Genomic DNA, 17,319 nt, shown 5'->3' on the forward strand with positions numbered 1-17,319 from the left:
TTGAGTCACTCACTCAGGCACCAGCACGACTCCTTCCATCAGTCGGCGGGCGGTGCGCCGCAGGATGGCGCGCGGGACCTGCCAGCCGTTGGCGTCCGCGATCACCTCGGCGCCGACCTCCAGGGTGCCGGACGGATGGCCGAGCCGGCAGTGATGGACGCCGGATTGTCCGGCCCAGGGTGTCGTGGCGTTGACCAGGGTTCCGGGCATGGCGGCGGCCACCGCGAGCGCGACGGCTCCGGTGCCGGTGAAGGCGTGGTGCGGACGTCCCATGGAGAGGATGCGGGCGAGCAGGTCGATGCGCTCGGCGGCGATGGGCTCGCCGCGCGTGTCGAGCGAATCCGCAGCGGGCGCGACGAAGGCGAGCTTGGGCGTGGCCGGTCGCGATCGGCTGACCTCGTCGGGCGTGTCGCCCAGCCCCATGGTGACGGCGGCGTGGGCGCGGATGCGCTCGCAGCGCTCCAATAGGGCACGATCGGCACCGATCTGGGCGGGCAGTTCGCATCCCGTCAGGCCGAGATCGGCCGCGCGCACCAGAACGGTCGGGTTGCCGGCATTGATGAGGGTCGCCTCGATTCGGCCGAACTCCGGGATCTCCAGGCTGTCCACTTCATGTCCGGTCGGCAGCAATGGCGCTTCGTTCGACCCGCCCGGATCTAGAAAGCTCAGTTCGATCGCCGCCCCGCTCCAGGGGATTCCATCGAGGTGATAATCGCCCGTTTCCAGCGGTAGCCCGTCTCGCACCGGCACGCGGGCGAGAATGCGCTTGCCGATGTTGGCCTGCCAGATGCGGACCTCGGTGACGCCCTCGACCGGAGCGACCAGCCCCTCGGCGATGGCGAACGGACCGACTGCGGCGGTGAGATTGCCGCAGTTGCCGCTGTAGTCGATCAGGGGCGATTGGATCGAGACATGGCCGAAGCGATAGTCGAGGTCGCAATCCGGCCGTGACGAGGGGCCGACGATGACGGCCTTGCTGGTGCTGGAGGTCGCGCCGCCGAGACCGTCGATCTGGGTGCCGTAGGGATCCGGGCTGCCGAGCGCACGCAGGATGAGCGCGTCGCGTTCCGCAGGGTCGCTCGGCAGGACGTCGCTGCGAAAGAAGAGTCCCTTGCTGGTTCCGCCGCGCATCCAGACCGCCGGGATGCGCCTGGATGGGCGCGTTCGGTCCGCCGTCAAGGGATGATGTCCGTGATCTTCCATTCCTTGCCGATCAGCGAGAGACGCACGTGGGTCGGGCCTTGTCCCAACTTGCCGATGCGAATGAGGAAGCGGTTGTAGGACTCGAAGAAGGCGAAATCGACGGCGGCGAGCAGATAGGGTGGGCTTTGTCCGGTGGCCTGGGTGACGGCGTCGCGCAGGGTTTTGCGGACCCAGTCGACCGTGATGGCCTGCTCCAGTGCCGCGTCGCCCAGCCGTGCGACGTTCTGGCGGATCCAGCCCACGACGCTGTCGGCATTATCCGTCGGGAGCACGCCCTCGACGCCCGAGGCGATACGTTGCTTGTAGTTGTCGCGGATCGCCTGCAGATCCAGCATTTCGGCCAGTTGGCTACCGTCCTGAAGACTGATGGCGTCGTCCAGCCGATAGACGCTGTAATAGGGCCAGATTCCGTAACCGATCGCGGCCAATAGGATCAAGTAACCGATAAAGCGCATGCGTCTGACTCCTGCTAGGGGGAGCGTGAATTCTAACCCGTCGGAGGCGGACGGATATAATCCCCCGGATGGTGGCTTGGGCGATGGAGGTCGAGATGGATGGACAGCGGAGTGCGGATGCAATGGTTCAGTATGCCGATGGCGCGACCCTGGGGGGCTTGGCGTTGTCGAGACGATCGATGACCGGGAGTGGACGATGAGCGAGGCGACCCGAGGTCTGCGCACCTATCTCGTCGGTGGCGCCGTGCGCGACGGTCTGTTGGGGCGTGCCGTTCACGAGCGCGATTATGTGGTGGTGGGCGCGACGGTCGATGACCTCCTGAGTCGCGGCTTCCAGCAGGTCGGCAAGGACTTTCCGGTCTTTCTGCATCCCGAGACCAAGGACGAGTACGCCTTGGCGCGCACCGAGCGCAAGACGGCCCCCGGTTATTATGGTTTCCAGGTGCATGCCGACCCGGAGGTGACGCTGGAGCAGGATCTGCTGCGGCGCGATCTCACCATCAATGCGCTGGCCCTGGACGCGGACGGCTCCATCATCGACCCCTACGGCGGGCTCGCCGATCTGGAGTCGCGCATTCTGCGCCATGTCTCTCCTGCGTTCGCCGAGGATCCTGTGCGCATCCTGCGGCTTGCCCGCTTCGCCGCGCGTTTTTCGGATCTGGGGTTCAGCATCGCCGATGAGACCCTGGCGCTGATGCGCTCGATGGTCGCGGCCGGCGAGGTCGATGCCCTGGTTTCGGAGCGCGTTTGGCAGGAGATGTCGCGCGCGCTCGGGGAGGTCCGTCCTTCGCCCTTTTTCGAGGTGCTGCGTGCCTGCGGTGCCCTGGAGCGCTTGATGCCGGAGCTGGACCGGCTGTGGGGCGTGCCCCAGCCCGAGCGCTGGCATCCCGAGATCGACACCGGCGTTCATGTGATGCTGGTGGTCGACATGTCGGCTCGACTCTCTCCCGACCTGGAGGTGCGCTTCGCCGCGCTCTGTCACGATCTGGGCAAGGGCACCACGCCGGCCGACATCCTGCCGAGCCATCATGGTCACGAGGAGCGCGGTCTGGCGCTGATCGAGGCGGTGTGCAAGCGCTTCCGGGTTCCGGTTCGCTGTCGCGATCTGGCGCGCATCACCTCCGCCCTGCACGGCCTGGTCCACAAGGTCGACGAGCTGCGGCCCGCAACCCTGCTGAATCTGATGGAGCGGGCCGATGCATTCCGTCGCCCGGAGCGCTTCGAGCAAATGCTGATCGCCTGCGAGGCCGATTATCGAGGCCGCACCGGCTATGCCGAGCGCGACTATCCGCAGGCCGAGATCCTGCGGCGCCTGTTCGCCGCCGTCGTCGAGGTCGACGTCGGAACCATCGCGCGCTCGGCCCCCGAGCCGCGCCTGATTCCTGAGCGCATTCGCGCGGCGCGCATCGCGGCGATCAAGTCCGCGCGCTGATTCGGGCGCCAGCTTTCAGCCGCCAGCCGCCAGCCGCCGGTACACTCTTGCTGGTAGCTGGTAGCTGGTAGCTGGTAGCTGGTAGCTGGTAGCTGGTAGCTGGTAGCTGGTAGCTGGTAGCTGCCCCACAGTTTGTCCTTCGCGACGCCTTGTCGCATCATGCCCGCCCTGTTTGCGATCGAATCCATGAATCAACCATGACGGAAACCTTGACCTACAACGCCGAGGGTCTCGAACGACTCCCGCTGAAGGATTTCACCGAGAAGGCCTACCTGGACTATTCCATGTACGTCATTCTCGACCGCGCCCTGCCGTATCTGGGCGACGGCCTCAAGCCGGTTCAACGGCGCATCCTCTACGCCATGTCCGAGCTGGGGCTGTCGGCGGCGGCCAAATTCAAGAAATCGGCCCGTACCGTCGGCGACGTGCTCGGCAAGTTCCATCCGCATGGCGATTCGGCCTGCTACGAGGCCATGGTGCTCATGGCTCAGTCCTTCAGCTATCGCTATCCGCTGATCGATGGACAAGGCAACTGGGGTTCGTCGGACGATCCAAAGTCGTTCGCGGCCATGCGCTATACCGAGTCGCGACTGACGCCCTATGCCGAGCTTCTGCTCGGTGAACTGGGGCAGGGCACGGTCGATTGGCAGCCGAATTTCGACGGCACCCTGGATGAGCCGCTGCTGCTGCCAGCGCGTCTGCCCAATCTGCTGCTCAACGGGACCACCGGCATCGCGGTCGGCATGGCCACCGACATCCCCTCGCACAACCTCAGGGAGGTCGCGCGGGCCTGCATCCATCTGCTCGATCATCCAGAGGCGAGCGTGACCGATCTGATGCGCTTCGTGCCGGGGCCGGATTTCCCGACCTCGGGCGAGATCGTCACCCCGCCGGAGGATCTGCTCAAGCTCTACCAGACCGGCGGCGGCAGCGTGAAGCAGCGCGCCCGTTACGAGATGGAGCGCGGCGATATCGTCATCACGGCCTTGCCCTATCAGGTCTCGGGCAGTCGTGTGCTGGAGCAGATCGCGGCCCAGTTCAATGCCAAGAAGCTGCCCATGATCGAGGATTTCCGCGACGAGTCCGATCATGAGTATCCGACCCGACTGGTCATCGTGCCGCGCTCGAACCGGGTGGACGTCGGGCGCCTCATGTCGCACCTGTTCGCGACCACCGACCTGGAGCGCAGCTATCGGGTCAACATGAATCTGATCGGGCTCAATGGCCGTCCGCGCGTCATGGATCTGCGCGAGCTGCTGGCCGAGTGGCTCGTCTTCCGCACCCAGACCGTGCGTCGTCGTTTGCAGCACCGTCTGGAGAAGGTGCTGGAGCGCATGCATCTCCTGGAAGGGCTCTTGATCGCCTTTCTCAATCTGGATGAGGTGATCCGCATCGTCCGGACCGAGGACGAGCCCAAACCGGTCCTGATGAAGCGGTTCGCTTTGAGCGACACCCAGGCCGAGTACATCCTCAATACCCGTCTGCGCCAGTTGGCGCGGCTTGAGGAGATGAAGATCCGAGGCGAGCAGGATGCGCTGGCCGTCGAGCGCGCGGAGCTTGAGCGTCTGCTGGGCGACGCTCAGGCGCTCAACCGTTTGATCCGCGAAGAGATCGCCGCCGATGCCGAGAAGTACGGCGATGATCGCCGCTCTCCCCTGGTCGTCCGGGCGGCCGCTAGCGCGATCGACGAGACCGAGCTGGCGCCGAGCGAGCCGGTGACGGTCGTGTTGTCCGAGAAGGGCTGGGTGCGTGCGGCCAAGGGGCACGATGTGGATGCCGGGGGGCTGAGCTATCGCTCGGGCGACAGCTTCCTCGGTGCAGCGCGGCTGCGGAGCAATCAGACCGCCGTCTTTCTGGACTCCACCGGGCGTAGCTATTCGCTCGCGGCGCACACGCTGCCCTCGGCGCGCGGACAGGGCGAGCCGTTGACGGGCAGGTTCGATCCGCCACAGGGGGCGCGATTCGTCGCCGTGCTGGGCGATCGGCCCGAGGCGCGCTATCTGCTCGCCTCCGATGCCGGTTACGGTTTCATCGCCCGGTTCGAGGACCTGCTGGCCAAGCCCAAGGGGGGAAAGGCGGTGCTGACCTTGCCCAAAGGGGCGGCGGTCCTGACGCCTGTTCCGATCGGCGATTCGGCCGGGGCGCGCCTGGCGGCCGTGACCAGCGGCGGACATCTGCTGGTCTTCCCGGTGACCGAGCTGCCCGAGATGGCGCGCGGCAAAGGTAACAAGATCCTCGCGCTTCCGGCCGCCGCCGACGAACGGATGATCGCGCTCGCCGTGGTGCCCGAGCGCGGCAGTCTGATCGTGCACTCGGGTAAGCGCACCCTGACGCTCAAGCCGGCCGATCTGGAGACTTACCGGGGCGAGCGTGGACGTCGCGGACGTCTGCTGTCGCGCGGATTCCAGCGGGTCGATGCGTTGGAGACTGTCGCGCTCCAAGATCCTTGACGCAGATCTCCCTTTCCGTGCGCGGTTCGAACGGTAAGGCGCGATGGCTGTAGGCTGGCGTGCCATGCGTCCTTGCGCGGTCTAGGGTCTTGGCCCCTTTGGACCTGTCGTACTGGCCACCTTACCTATAATGGGGGTACGCCTTATCGGTTTTCACGAAAGCGTACCTATCGTAGGACGTGGTGAGGAACACACCGCATCGGTTGCGACAGATGCGGTTCGCACGCTCGATGCATCTATGGTGAGATTCTTTTCCGGAGATCGCCTTGGTCCGGGTTCGGGTCAGGGTGTTTCGGCACGGCTCAGGGGAGGCGCGTTATCTGCGCGATCTTCATTCGGTGGCCGGATTTTCGATCCAGTCGCACGGACGCACGGTGAGCGCAGGCTCAGGAGAAATTCGGATGACGGATGCAGCACTGCCGACAATTTTGATCGTCGATGATTCGCCGGAGAACCTCACGGTCCTGAGCGAGCTTTTGCAACCAGAGTATCGGGTGCGTGCGGCAACCTCTGGCGAAAAGGCGTTGCGTGTCGTTGCCACTCCGCCGCGACCGGACATCATCCTGCTCGACGTGATGATGCCCGGCATCGACGGCTACGAGGTCTTCTCGCGTCTGCGCAGCGACGAGCGTACCAGCGACATCCCAGTGATCTTCGTCACCGCCATGGATAGCACCGATGCCGAGATCCACGGCCTGGACGTGGGCGCTGTGGACTACATCGCCAAGCCGATCGTGCCGCCCATCCTGCGCGCGCGCGTGCACACTCAGCTCGAACTCAAGCAGGCTCGCGATTGGCTCAGGGATCAGAACAGCTATCTGGAGAGCGAGCTGCGGCGGCGCATGAAGGAGAACCTGCTCGTCCAGGATGTCAGTATCCATGCCCTGGCGCATCTGGCCGAAATTCGCGATCCCGAGACGGGCAACCATCTGCGCCGTACCCAGGGCTATGTGCGCGCCTTGGCGAACCGGTTGCGTCATCATCCCAAATTCGCCCATTTTCTCACCGCCCACATCATCGACCAGCTGTTCAAGTCGGCGCCCTTGCACGACATCGGCAAGGTAGGCATTCCGGATCACATTCTGCTGAAGCCAGGCAAGCTGACCCCGCAGGAGTGGACGATCATGAAGACCCACGCCAAGCTCGGCAGCGATGCCATCGAGTACGCCGAGCGCGATGTCGACCGGCCGGTCGAGTTTTTGGTGCTGGCCAAGGATATCGCGCATTATCACCATGAGCGCTGGGACGGCTCCGGCTATCCGGACGGCTTGGCCGGCGACGACATCCCCATATCGGCCCGACTGATGGCGCTTGCCGATGTCTTCGATGCCCTCATCTCTCCGCGTGTCTATAAGCCGCCCATGGCGTTTCAAGAGGCTCGCGACATCATCCTCGCCGGGCGCGGCAGCCATTTCGACCCGGATGTCACCGACGCCTTTTCCCAGACCTACGACGAGTTCCGCGAGATTGCCAAACGCTACAGCGAAACCGAGAAGGTCTCGCTCGGTTGATCGTCGCCGGTTCTTGCGGGCAGGCGCCAGAATGGATACGGAAGAGCGCCTTGGCGTGGGATGAGCGCATGGAGATCTCATGAGCAGCGATTCGGATCCGCAGATACCCGAGACCCCTCGGGGCAGCCTTGTCCTCATCGTTCTCGTTTACGCCGTCTTCGCTGGCGTCTGGATTCTCTTTTCCGATCCGTTGCTGGGCTGGCTGCTCAAGACGCCGGATCGCTTCATCCTGATCAGCAGTCTCAAGGCCAGCGTCTTCGTGGTCGTCAGCAGCGGACTGCTCTATGTTCTCATGAGGCGAATGTTCCGGCGTCCTTTCGGCAGATCGGGAAACGAGCTCCAGGGCTCCCTGACCCTGCCAATGGTTCTGCTCTCCGTCGCCGTCGTTTCCTTCACGGCGGGTGCCATTTTGCTCGACGTTCGGCAACACGAGGAGAGCACGGCCGAGAATCTGAAAACGATCGCCGAGCTCAAGACCACGCAGCTGGCCGACTGGTTGGACGAGCGTCATGGAGACGCCGAGTTTCTACGCTCCAGCATGAGCGCATTCCATGAATCGCTCTTGTCGGGGCTGGAGCAGGGTAAGGCGCCCTGGAACGAGCATCTGGCCGAGCGAATGCGCCAGTTTTCCCATCTGAATGCCATCTCCAACTTGGTCGTGGCCGATCTGAAGGGCGAGGTGCTCTGGGCCTCCGAGCCTCTGTCGCACCCGCTCTCAGCGCGTCTGGTGCGCGTCATCGGAGAGGCATCCAAGTCTCAGTCCATCTCGCTGTTCGGACCCTATAGGGATCGGGAGGGTGGCGTGCATCTGGACTTCGTCGTTCCGTTACCGGCTGACTCCGCAGGCACGCGGACCCTGGTTGTGGTGCTGCATACCGATCCGGCTTCCTATCTCTATCCCTCCCTCCAGATCTGGCCGCTGCCGACCCAAACCGGTGAGACGTTGCTGTTTCGGGTGGAGAGGGATCAGGTCCAGTTTCTCAATCCGCTGCGTTATCGGGACGATGATGCGGTTCTGTTTCATCTGCCCTTGAACGACGAGAAACTTCTGGCGGCGAGGTATGGACGGAACGGTCGACTGTTGGGAACCGGGATCGAGGGGCTGGACTATCGCGGTTCTTCCGTCATGGGCTATGCGATGGCGGTGCCTTGGACCGACTGGATTCTTCTGGTCAAGATCGATCTCGCCGAGATCTATGCCGATGCGGTCGGGAGTGGGATCTGGATCGCGCTCGCAGGTCTGTTGGCGCTCCTCATGGTCACCAGCGGTGCCTTCATGCTGCGTCAGCGTCAGCAGCTCGAATGGGCCGAGCGGCTGCACAGGTCCCAGAGCGAGCGACTGAACGCGCTGAATCTGCTCGACGCGATCGTCGACGGCTCCAGCGATGCCATCTTCGCGAAGGATCTTGAAGGTCGCTATATCCTCTTCAATCAGGCGGCGGCGGATTTCGTCGGCCGTGCCTCGGAAGAGGTCGTCGGTTTCACCGACGCCGAGCTCTTTCCGCCCGAGCAGAGCGCCGGGATTCGTCAGCACGACCGTTCGGTGATCGAGGCCGGCTGCATCCAGAGCTTCCACGAATATCTGGACACGGCTCAGGGTTCACGCGCCTTTTTGGCCATCAAGGGGCCGTTGCTCGACGCCCAGGGAACGCTCATCGGGATGTTCGGCGTCTCGCGCGACATCACCGAACTCGACCGCATCAATCGTGAACTCTCCGAGGAGACGGCGCGCCGTCAGGCGCTGATCGAAAGCTCGCGCGACGGCATCCTGGTTCTGGATCAGGCCTATCGGATCATTGAGGCCAACGGGCGTTTCGCCGAGATGCTGGGTTATGCGTCCCAGGAGGTGATCGGTCTGGGAATCTGGGACATCGATACGCGTTTCTCGGAGCGAGAGATCCGCGAGCGGTTCGTCGACCTCTCCAGTCCGCACGTCCAGTTCGAATCCCGTCATCGCCGCAAGGACGGTTCGGAGTACGACGTCGAGGTCAGCACCAGCAGTGTCGTCTGGGGAGGCGATAACCTCGTCCTCTGTATCTGCCGCGATATCACCGATCGCAGACGTGCCGAACAGCTGCTGCGCGACACCAACCAGCTCCTGGCCGAGATGAGCGCCATCGCTCACATCGGTGCCTGGGAGTTCAATGCGACGACCGGTGAGGGTGCCTGGACGGACGAGGTCGCCTATATCCATGGCCTGGATCCCAGTGCGCCGACCAATCTGCAATTGGGTTTGAGCTTTTTCGAGGGCGAGCAACGCGAGCGGATCGAGGCGGCGGTCGCGGCGGTCGTGAGCCAGGGCCAGGCCTACGACCTCGAGTTGGAGCTGCATGCGGCGGACGGGCAGGTCAAATGGGTTCGGGCCATTGGGCGTCCGGTCTTCGAGGATGGTCGGCTGACGAAGGTGCGGGGCTCCATACAAGATGTCACGGAGATGAAGCGTGCGATCCAGGAGATCGAGCGTTACCGGCATCATCTTGAGGAGTTGGTCGATACGCGCACCGCCGAGCTGCGGCGTCAGAGTCAGTCCCTGCGCGCCATCATCGACAATATCCCGCACATGATCTGGTTGAAGGACCGCGACGGACGCTTCCTGGCGGCGAACCGCGCCATGGGCGAGGTCACGGGGCGGCCCATCGATGAGCTTCTCGGCAAGACGGACCTGGATCTCTGGCCGGTTTCGTTTGCCGAGCGCTATCGCTCGGACGACATTCGGGTGATGGAGTTGGGGCAGGGTATCACGGTCGAGGAGCCGTTTCCGACCGTGCCCGAGATCCTCAGTGAGACCCTAAAGGCGCCCGTGTTCGATGCCGACGGCAGCGTTCTGGGGACGGTCGGATTCTCGCGCGACATCCGCGTCCAGAAAGAGATCGAGCGCGCGCGCGAGGCAGCGCGCGAGGAGGCCGAGGCGGCCAACCGCGCCAAGAGCGCCTTCCTGGCCAATATGAGCCACGAGATTCGTACCCCTATGAACGCCATCGTGGGGTTGACCTTTCTGCTGCGTCAGAGCGGTGTCACGCACGAGCAGGCGGATCGTCTCGCCAAGATCGATTCGGCCGCCCAGCACCTGCTGTCGATCGTGAACGATATCCTGGATCTCTCCAAGATCGAGTCCGGACGGCTTGAGCTGGAGCAGACCGATTTCGCCCTGTCCAGCATCCTCGACAACGCCTGCTCCATGATCGCCGATCAGGCGCGCTCCAAGGGTGTGGCGATCGAGGTGGATCCGGGCGACGTGCCCAAATGGCTGCGGGGCGATCCGACCCGGTTGCGTCAGGCGCTGCTCAACTATGCCGGTAATGCCATCAAGTTTACCGATCGGGGGCGTATTTTGCTGCGCTGTCGTCTGGAGGAAAGACATGGAGATGCGCTTCTGGTCCGGTTCGAGGTCAGCGATAGCGGGATCGGGATCGCTCCCTCGGAGCTGTCGCGCCTCTTTTCCCCCTTCGCTCAGGCCGACGCTTCGACCACGCGCAAGCATGGCGGAACCGGATTGGGGCTCGCCATCACGCGTCGTCTGGCGTTGCTCATGGGCGGCGATGCTGGCGTGGACAGCGAGCAGGGTCGTGGAAGCACGTTTTGGTTTACCGCCAGGCTTGGCCTGGGCCATGTCGTTTCTTCGGTGGCGACGCCCGGCGAGCAGGTCAACGCCGACGCCGTATTGCGAGCGCGCCATTCCGGGGCGCGTCTGCTGTTGGTGGAGGACAATTCCATCAACCAGGAGGTCGCGCTGGAGTTGCTCCATGCCGTCTCGCTCTCGGTGGACATCGCGGAGAACGGTCAGGAGGCGGTGGAGCGGGTCGGGTCCGCTGAGTATGCATTGGTGTTGATGGACGTTCAGATGCCCGTCATGGACGGATTGGAGGCCACCCGTCGGATTCGCGCCGCAGGCGCCCATGCCGGCCGACCGATCCTGGCGATGACCGCCAATGCCTTCGATGAGGATCGTCAGGCCTGTCTGCGGGCGGGCATGGACGATTTCGTCCCCAAGCCGGTCGAGCCGGGCGCGCTCTATGCGAGTCTCGTGAAATGGCTGGGCGCGAACGCCGGCGAGGCTGTTCCCGTTGAGATGTCGGTGCACGTTGAGCCAGCGGCGGACAACTCAGCCGATTCGGCCAGCCCTCTCGGCGAGATCGAGGGGCTCGACAGGGTGCGTGGATTGGCTGCTGTCAACGGACAGGAGCAGATCTATCGGCGTCTCCTCGGACTGTTCGTCCGGTCGCACGGCGCGGACATGGAGCGCCTCTCGGCATTCCTGGAGTCTGGAGAGATGCATGAGGCGCGTTTGCTTGCCCATGCCCTCAAGGGGGCCTCGGCGACTCTGGGGGCCGACCGGGTGTCGGAGTTGGCCGCCTCGATCGATGTCGCGTTGCGCCAAGGCGCAGGCAAGGAGGATCTCGAAGCGAGTATCCGCGAGACGGATCTGGTCTTGAAGCGGCTGGTGGAGTCGATCGGGGCGCTCGGGGGCGAGCGTTCGGGCGCGTCCGGATCGTCCGTCGCCGGCTCGGAACGCCTGCATTCCGTTCTGGACGAACTGGAGAGGCTCTTGTCGGCGGATGACAGTCGGGCCGTGCAGTTCGCCCGCGATTCGCGCCAATTGCTGCGCGAGGGGCTGGGCGATACCTGCGATAGCCTGATGCGCAAGATCGAGAGTTTCGATTTCGATCTTGCTCTGGCAGCCCTGCGTGCGGCACGATATCTCGTCGACCCCGATCTGCCGCCCAAGTAGGTGCGAATGTATCCGCACTCCCTGCGTAGGGCGCAATAGCGAAAGCGTATTGCGCCGCATGGCGGGTAACTACAAGACTTCGATCTCCCCCGGTGCTCGCATACGGCGCAATACGGCCGCTCCAGGGCCGAACGACGGCCGTTCTATGGAATGTATCGCCAGCGAATGCGGCACAGCCACCCGCTGAAGACGGCCTATTGTGCCCTACCCGAGGCGGGGCTTCTTCCTTCGGTTTGGCTTGGTATCGACGTTCTTGGAAAGACAGCGTGCGACCTTCCGGTCGATTGGTGTCCGGGCGTCGGCTCGCACGCTAGAGCTGAATCTGATGATGTCTCAGCGGATGCCCCTGGTCGCGGTAGTACCTGAATCGCTCGCGGCCGGCGGCGCGCAGTGTGGGATCCAGATCGACCAGATCGCAGACCCGATCGAAGCGCGTGAAGAACCCCGGCACCTCTCGGCCCAGGTTGAGCAGTACCTGGGTCTCCGTCTCGGGCCGTCCGTCCTCGGCGATCAGAATGGGGGTCAGTTCCTGATCGACCTTGCCGGCCAATCCGTGCGGCAGGAAGCTGTCCTCGCGATAGGTCCAGAGCAGCCGGTCGAGATGGCGCGCCTCATCGCGGTCAGGGCAGTGGATGAGCAGGCGCAGATTCTGGGCGCGGATGCGTTCCGCCAGCCGGCAGGCGACCTGGAAACGGTCGCCTCGGCTGGTGGGTTTCAGGCTGTAGAAATCGATCTGGGGCATGGACGTCGCTCGTGGGTCGTGAGGATTGCTCAAGGGGGAGCTTCCAGCCTCCAGCGACCAGCTTCCAGCCAGACTTCACAGCTGCGGATGCGGCTCATATCTAGCCACTGCTGGAGGCTGGAAGCTTCCCCCCATCATGTCACGCGCGCCAGCATGCGCTGGTTGCGGGTTATGGCCGCCCATCCCTTGCCGACCATGAACCAGAGACAGAGGAAGCTCTCGCGCGCCAGTTGGAGGAGGGTCGCTGGTCGATGGCTCAGTCGCGGCTCGGCCGGTTCCAGACGATGGCGAAGCCCCAGGCTGGCGGCCATGAGTCCGACCCGGGCCAGGTGGTAGCGGCTCGAGACGATCAGGAAGCGTGCCTGACGGTCGTTTTCCCGGTTGGCCAGCTCGCGCAGATTGCGCAGGTTGGTGAGCGTATTGCGCGATTGACCTTCCAGAATCAATGAGAGGTCCTGATTCATCCCTCTGAGTTCCAGATAGTCGGCCCCGGCTTGTGCCTCGCTGAGGTTGGCATGTGCCGTCCTGCCCCCGAGGATGGCCAGTCGTCCGGCGAAAGGTGGGCGCGCGAGGGTTGCTGCGCGATCGAGCCGTTGGCGGAAATCGGCGTCGGGTCGATCCTCGATCAGGCGCTTGCCCGGCACCACCAGCCAGCCGCCGTATTCGGTTCGTGAGGCGTTGACTGCTCGGGCGGTTTCGATCACGCGTTTCAGCCAGTAGAGATAGGCGAGTCCGAAGGTCGCAAGGACGACGGCGACGGTCAGTGTCATGGTGAAGAGTCCGTCCCAGTCGGGCTGTCGCGGATTGAGCATCACGGTGAACCGCCCTCGCGCTGCTCTTCAAGTGGTTGCAGCTCCTGGCGCGGCTGTGGCGGAGGCAGGCGCATGAGCGATCGCCAGAGACCGAGCGGATAGAAGCTGCGGCGCGCCAGCTTGGCGGCAACCATGCGAACGATGCTCGCCGTGTCCTTGAAGGCGCGGTAATGGCTGGGACGGGCGTTCGGATGGTAGAGGGTTTCGATGGGGATGGCGAAGGTGGAATAGCCTTGGCGAGCGGCGTCGATCAGGATCTCGCTCTCGAAGGCGAATCCGGCGTCCGTGCGTGGGATGGTGGCGAGTCGGTCGATGAGCGGACCCGGATAGAGCCGGAATCCCGACTGGGTGTCGCGGATGGCCTGTCCGCAGGCCCAGGAGATCCAGAAGTCGGCGAATGCATTGGCGAAGCGGCGCAGCGGTGGCGCCTGCTCGCGACGCCTCAGACGCGCCGCGATCAGGATGCGCTCCGGGTACTCCTGCGCTCGGGCGGTGAGGCGTGGGATGTCCTCGGGCCGATGCTGTCCATCGGCGTCGATGCTGACGATGTGGCTGGCACCGGCCGCCCTGGCGCGCCGCATTCCGCGCAGCAGGCTGGCGCCCTTGCCCTGGTTGGTCGGGTTGATCAAACGGACGAGCGGCAGGTCGGCGATGGCGGCGGCAGTGCCGTCGGTCGAACCGTCGTCGACCACGACCAGCCGTTCTATCGGTTGCTCCAGCACCCGCAGACAGATCTCGCGGATGCTCGCGGCCTCGTTGAAGGCCGGCATCACCACCCATATGCGGCTCATGTCATGGCTCCATCGAGACTGATGATCTGGCCCGATAGATAGCCCGAGTCGCCGCAAACCAGATAGGCGACCAGATCGGCGACCTCCTCGGGACGCCCAGCGCGGCGCATGGGCACCAGTCGCTCGATGGCGGCCCGGTCGAAGAGCGCTCGGGTCGATTCGCTGTCGATGATGCCTGGCGCGATGGCGTTGACCGTGATCCCGCGCTTGGCCAGCTCGCGCGCGAGCGATTTGGTGGCGCCGTGCAGACCGGCCTTGGCGGCGGCATAGTTGGTCTGGCCCTGGTTGCCGAGCACCCCGGAGATGGACGAGATGTTGACGATGCGTCCCCAGCGGGTGCCTATCATGGGCAGCAGCAGCGGCTGGGTGACGTTGAAGAAGCCGCTGAGCGAGACGTCGACGACGGCCTTCCACTGCATGAAGTCCATCCCGGCCATGGGGGCGTCGCGATGGATGCCCGCATTGTTGACCAGGACCTGGATCGGGCCCTCGCTCAACAGGCGGTCCAGCGCACGCTTGCTGTCCTCCGGGTCGGTGACGTCGAAGCTCACGACCGATGCGTTGCCGCCAGCGGTTGCGATTTCCTCGACCAATGCCTCTGCACGCTCCATCCGGCGATGGGTGTGGACATGGACCCTGAGCCCTTCGGCGGCCAGTCGGCGCGCGATGCGGGACCCGATCTCGCCGGTTGCGCCCGTGACCAGCGCCCGTTTCATGCTGTCTCCTGGCGTTGCGCCATGACGGTGAGGCGACCGCTGGACAGTCGCCGCTCGCCGTCCTGTATTTCGAAGCGATAGATGGCGTCTTGATCCGATCCCTGAAGCCGCGTCACCCGGATCTCCAGCGTGTCGGCCAGATCCGAGAGCGGATTGGACGGTAGCTCGACCTGGGATGCTGCGACCAATAGAGCTGGACTCGGCGGGGCTCCCCGCGCGCGTGCCCGAAGCCCTCCGTGCAACGCGCAGGCCTGTCCGGCATATTCGATGACATGGGCTACCGCAACGACCCCATCGGTTCGCAGCGGGTTGTCGGTTCGTCGGTGCGAGTGCGTTCGAGCGATCAGTCCATCGGCGTCCCAGGACAGCACCTCGTCGATGAGACACATGTCGCCCGCGTGCGGGATGAGTGCGCGCAGCGTGTCGCTCAGCATGGCGCTTCACTCGGCATGGGTTGAAATCCAAGGGCGACAGACAGAGCGGCACCGTCGAGATAGGGCAGCCGCACCGTGCCCGCGCGTTGCTGGGCGATGGCCTGTAGCAGCGGCAGAACGCGGGCGGCCGGATTTCCCGCGCGCATCGACTCCAGTGCCGGAGGGCGTGCACGCGTTTCGTTCTCTTCCTGGCCCTGGGGGGCGCGTATTGGATCGAGCGCCATGCGCGCCAGCGCGGTCTGGCCCCGGTCCCGTGCGAGCAGCAAGGCGCAGGCGAACGGCGTTTCGAAATGCCGATGGACGTCGAACGTCGGCGGTCCGGGAAGGTCGTAGGCCACCAGCAGTATCTCGTCGCACTCGGTCGCGAGCTGGGTGGCGCACTCCAGAAGCCCGGCGGACAGCGTGGCGTCGCCCGCAGCCAGGCTGGTCGATGGGGACATGCAGCCGCTGCCGATCGACCAGTATCCGGCCGCTGCGTTGTGCACCGAGTTGTGGAATAGGGTCGGCGAAAGCGCGACCGGTTGCTGTGCGATTCCCTGACAGAGCCGGTCGATCAGGCTCAGGTCGCCATCCGAGGAGGCGAAGACGCTGGGCAGATGGGCGAGATTCGCCTCGACCTGCTCGATCGCCTGTCGTGCCGCCTCCATCGCCAGACGGGTCGGAGGGGTCGCGCGGCGGCGTTCGTTGGGCGGCAGCAGCAGGGGCGCGAGCGGCGGCAGCGGGGCCGGCCGGTACTGGATCTCGCCGCGCAGGATGGCCGCCGTCGTGGGCCAGTCGGTCAGACCGGGTGCGATGACGCCGATCGATCGGATCAGGAGCGGCGGGATCATCGCGGATACCCCAAGACGAGCGAGGCGTTGGTGCCTCCGAAGCCGAACGCGTTGGTCATGAGGACCTGGGGTCTGAATTCGAGGCCCGTTTCCAGGACGTCCAGGGCTAGATCCGGATCTCTGGCGCCGCGATTGAGGTTCGCGGGCAGGAAGCCCCGTTCCAGCGCCAGCAGACAGATGACCGCCTCGGTCACCCCGGCGGCACCCAGCGTGTGTCCCGTCCAGCCCTTGGTGCCGCTGGCGCGCGGCGGGCGGGTGAAGCATTGGGCGATGGCCCGATCCTCGGCGCGGTCGTTGGCCGGGGTTCCGGTCGCGTGCAGGTTGAGATAGTCGATCGCCTCGGGGGGGAGACCGGCACGATCGAGTGCGGCACGCATCGCCAGCGCGGCGCCCAATCCGTTCGGATGGGGCGACGAGATGTGGTGCGCGTCGCTGCTCTCACCGTAGCCGAGCAGCGCCGGTCGGTTCGGGCTGGGCGGGAGGCGTTCGAGCAGCACGAATCCGGCGCCCTCGCCGAGCGAGATGCCGCGCCGGTCGCGCCCCCAGGGCTGGCAGGGCCGAGGCGAGAGCAGCTCCAGCGAGGCGAATCCGTGGAGCGTGGTGGAGCAGAGCGTGTCGGCGCCGCCGACGATGGCGGCATCGCAGAGTCCCGACAGCAGATGACGGCCGGCGGCTGCGAAGACCTTGGCGCTCGACGAGCAGGCGGTCGAGACGACCTGGGTCGGGCCGCTGATCCCCAGTCGGGCGCGGCAGAAGGCGCCGAGCGAGAAGTTGCTGTGGGTCCGGTCGAAGCGCAGATCGTCGCCCAGGTCCTGGCTGCCGGAAAGGGCGCGACGGCGATAGGCCGCCTCCGTATGTTCCAGGCCCGAGGTGCTGGTGCCGAGAAAGAGACCGATGCGCTCGGGTCCGTAGCCCGCGCGGACACGCTCGACCTCTCGGTCGAATCCGTCCTGTTGCAGCGTCAGGTGGGCGAGCCGGTTGTTGCGGCAGTCGAACGCCTGGAGTGCGTCCGGCAATGGGGCCGATTCGAGGTCGGGGACGCGTCCGATCCAGGTGTCGAGCGCGATGTCGGGGAGATCGCAGCGCGTCAGGCCCGAACGCTCCTCGCGCAGTGCCTGCAGCGAGGCCGAGCATCCGAGTCCCAGTGCGTTGACGAGTGTGAAGGCGGTGACGCTGAGGGGCTCGATAGACATCTGACTCGGCACGGAAAGACA

The 17,319-nt window shown here is 65.0% G+C and carries 13 protein-coding genes; 4 read left to right on the top strand and 9 right to left on the bottom strand.

The window, feature by feature from the left end; genetic code table 11:
• Positions 1-9 precede the first annotated feature (9 nt).
• Together prpF and ACFSJC_RS14335 are read right to left on the bottom strand one after the other, a co-directional pair.
• Positions 10-1,203, bottom strand: coding sequence for a 2-methylaconitate cis-trans isomerase PrpF (gene prpF / locus ACFSJC_RS14330; protein ID WP_386027680.1), 1,194 nt, complete (start codon positions 1,201-1,203; stop codon positions 10-12).
• Positions 1,176-1,658 carry a DUF2939 domain-containing protein gene (locus tag ACFSJC_RS14335; RefSeq protein ID WP_386027682.1) on the bottom strand — a complete coding sequence of 161 codons (483 nt, stop codon included), beginning with the start codon at positions 1,656-1,658 and terminating at the stop codon, positions 1,176-1,178. Before ACFSJC_RS14335 ends, prpF begins: the two co-directional genes overlap by 28 nt.
• Positions 1,659-1,854: 196 nt before the next feature.
• Between ACFSJC_RS14335 and ACFSJC_RS14340 the strand changes: the two genes are divergently transcribed.
• The 4 genes from ACFSJC_RS14340 (at position 1,855) to ACFSJC_RS14355 (ending at position 11,780) form a co-directional block, all read left to right on the top strand.
• Positions 1,855-3,090 carry a multifunctional CCA addition/repair protein gene (locus ACFSJC_RS14340; RefSeq protein ID WP_386027684.1) on the top strand — a complete coding sequence of 412 codons (1,236 nt, stop codon included), beginning with the start codon at positions 1,855-1,857 and terminating at the stop codon, positions 3,088-3,090.
• Between the two features lie 197 nt (positions 3,091-3,287).
• Positions 3,288-5,540: a DNA topoisomerase IV subunit A gene (gene parC / locus ACFSJC_RS14345; protein WP_386027685.1), complete on the top strand. Its 2,253-nt coding sequence runs from the start codon at positions 3,288-3,290 to the stop codon at positions 5,538-5,540.
• A 401-nt stretch (positions 5,541-5,941) separates the two neighbouring features.
• Positions 5,942-7,051 carry a response regulator gene (locus ACFSJC_RS14350; RefSeq protein ID WP_386027687.1) on the top strand — a complete coding sequence of 370 codons (1,110 nt, stop codon included), beginning with the start codon at positions 5,942-5,944 and terminating at the stop codon, positions 7,049-7,051.
• Between the two features lie 79 nt (positions 7,052-7,130).
• Positions 7,131-11,780 carry a PAS domain-containing hybrid sensor histidine kinase/response regulator gene (locus tag ACFSJC_RS14355; RefSeq protein WP_386027688.1) on the top strand — a complete coding sequence of 1,550 codons (4,650 nt, stop codon included), beginning with the start codon at positions 7,131-7,133 and terminating at the stop codon, positions 11,778-11,780.
• A gap of 310 nt (positions 11,781-12,090) precedes the next feature.
• Here ACFSJC_RS14355 and ACFSJC_RS14360 read toward each other — a convergent pair whose 3' ends face one another.
• From ACFSJC_RS14360 to ACFSJC_RS14390, 7 genes are all read right to left on the bottom strand, one after another.
• Positions 12,091-12,522, bottom strand: coding sequence for a DNA polymerase III subunit chi (locus ACFSJC_RS14360; protein WP_386027689.1), 432 nt, complete (start codon positions 12,520-12,522; stop codon positions 12,091-12,093).
• A gap of 134 nt (positions 12,523-12,656) precedes the next feature.
• Positions 12,657-13,334: a YdcF family protein gene (locus tag ACFSJC_RS14365; RefSeq protein ID WP_386027763.1), complete on the bottom strand. Its 678-nt coding sequence runs from the start codon at positions 13,332-13,334 to the stop codon at positions 12,657-12,659.
• Positions 13,334-14,125 carry a glycosyltransferase family 2 protein gene (locus ACFSJC_RS14370; protein ID WP_386027691.1) on the bottom strand — a complete coding sequence of 264 codons (792 nt, stop codon included), beginning with the start codon at positions 14,123-14,125 and terminating at the stop codon, positions 13,334-13,336. Before ACFSJC_RS14370 ends, ACFSJC_RS14365 begins: the two co-directional genes overlap by 1 nt.
• Positions 14,122-14,841: a 3-oxoacyl-ACP reductase FabG gene (fabG, locus tag ACFSJC_RS14375; protein WP_386027693.1), complete on the bottom strand. Its 720-nt coding sequence runs from the start codon at positions 14,839-14,841 to the stop codon at positions 14,122-14,124. Before fabG ends, ACFSJC_RS14370 begins: the two co-directional genes overlap by 4 nt.
• Positions 14,838-15,275, bottom strand: a complete 438-nt coding sequence (locus ACFSJC_RS14380; protein WP_386027695.1) for a hotdog family protein — start codon at positions 15,273-15,275, stop codon at positions 14,838-14,840. Before ACFSJC_RS14380 ends, fabG begins: the two co-directional genes overlap by 4 nt.
• Positions 15,269-16,105, bottom strand: a complete 837-nt coding sequence (locus ACFSJC_RS14385; protein ID WP_386027697.1) for a beta-ketoacyl synthase chain length factor — start codon at positions 16,103-16,105, stop codon at positions 15,269-15,271. The genes ACFSJC_RS14380 and ACFSJC_RS14385 overlap by 7 nt, the downstream gene beginning before the upstream one ends.
• Positions 16,102-17,292, bottom strand: a complete 1,191-nt coding sequence (locus ACFSJC_RS14390) for a beta-ketoacyl-[acyl-carrier-protein] synthase family protein (RefSeq protein ID WP_386027765.1) — start codon at positions 17,290-17,292, stop codon at positions 16,102-16,104. Before ACFSJC_RS14390 ends, ACFSJC_RS14385 begins: the two co-directional genes overlap by 4 nt.
• Positions 17,293-17,319 lie beyond the last annotated feature (27 nt).

Source organism: Thiorhodococcus fuscus (genome assembly GCF_042682685.1).
Taxonomy (GTDB): Bacteria; Pseudomonadota; Gammaproteobacteria; order Chromatiales; family Chromatiaceae; genus Imhoffiella; species Imhoffiella fuscus.

Bases quoted from the DNA above. Each gene is read 5' to 3' on its own strand.
- ACFSJC_RS14370 (WP_386027691.1), bottom strand. From the start codon at position 14,125: ATGAGCCGCATATGGGTGGTGATGCCGGCCTTCAACGAGGCCGCGAGC.
- ACFSJC_RS14380 (WP_386027695.1), bottom strand. From the start codon at position 15,275: ATGCTGAGCGACACGCTGCGCGCACTCATCCCGCACGCGGGCGACATG.
- ACFSJC_RS14350 (WP_386027687.1), top strand. From the start codon at position 5,942: ATGACGGATGCAGCACTGCCGACAATTTTGATCGTCGATGATTCGCCG.
- parC (WP_386027685.1), top strand. From the start codon at position 3,288: ATGACGGAAACCTTGACCTACAACGCCGAGGGTCTCGAACGACTCCCG.
- ACFSJC_RS14365 (WP_386027763.1), bottom strand. From the start codon at position 13,334: ATGCTCAATCCGCGACAGCCCGACTGGGACGGACTCTTCACCATGACA.
- ACFSJC_RS14335 (WP_386027682.1), bottom strand. From the start codon at position 1,658: ATGCGCTTTATCGGTTACTTGATCCTATTGGCCGCGATCGGTTACGGA.
- prpF (WP_386027680.1), bottom strand. From the start codon at position 1,203: ATGGAAGATCACGGACATCATCCCTTGACGGCGGACCGAACGCGCCCA.
- ACFSJC_RS14385 (WP_386027697.1), bottom strand. From the start codon at position 16,105: ATGATCCCGCCGCTCCTGATCCGATCGATCGGCGTCATCGCACCCGGT.
- fabG (WP_386027693.1), bottom strand. From the start codon at position 14,841: ATGAAACGGGCGCTGGTCACGGGCGCAACCGGCGAGATCGGGTCCCGC.
- ACFSJC_RS14355 (WP_386027688.1), top strand. From the start codon at position 7,131: ATGAGCAGCGATTCGGATCCGCAGATACCCGAGACCCCTCGGGGCAGC.
- ACFSJC_RS14360 (WP_386027689.1), bottom strand. From the start codon at position 12,522: ATGCCCCAGATCGATTTCTACAGCCTGAAACCCACCAGCCGAGGCGAC.
- ACFSJC_RS14340 (WP_386027684.1), top strand. From the start codon at position 1,855: ATGAGCGAGGCGACCCGAGGTCTGCGCACCTATCTCGTCGGTGGCGCC.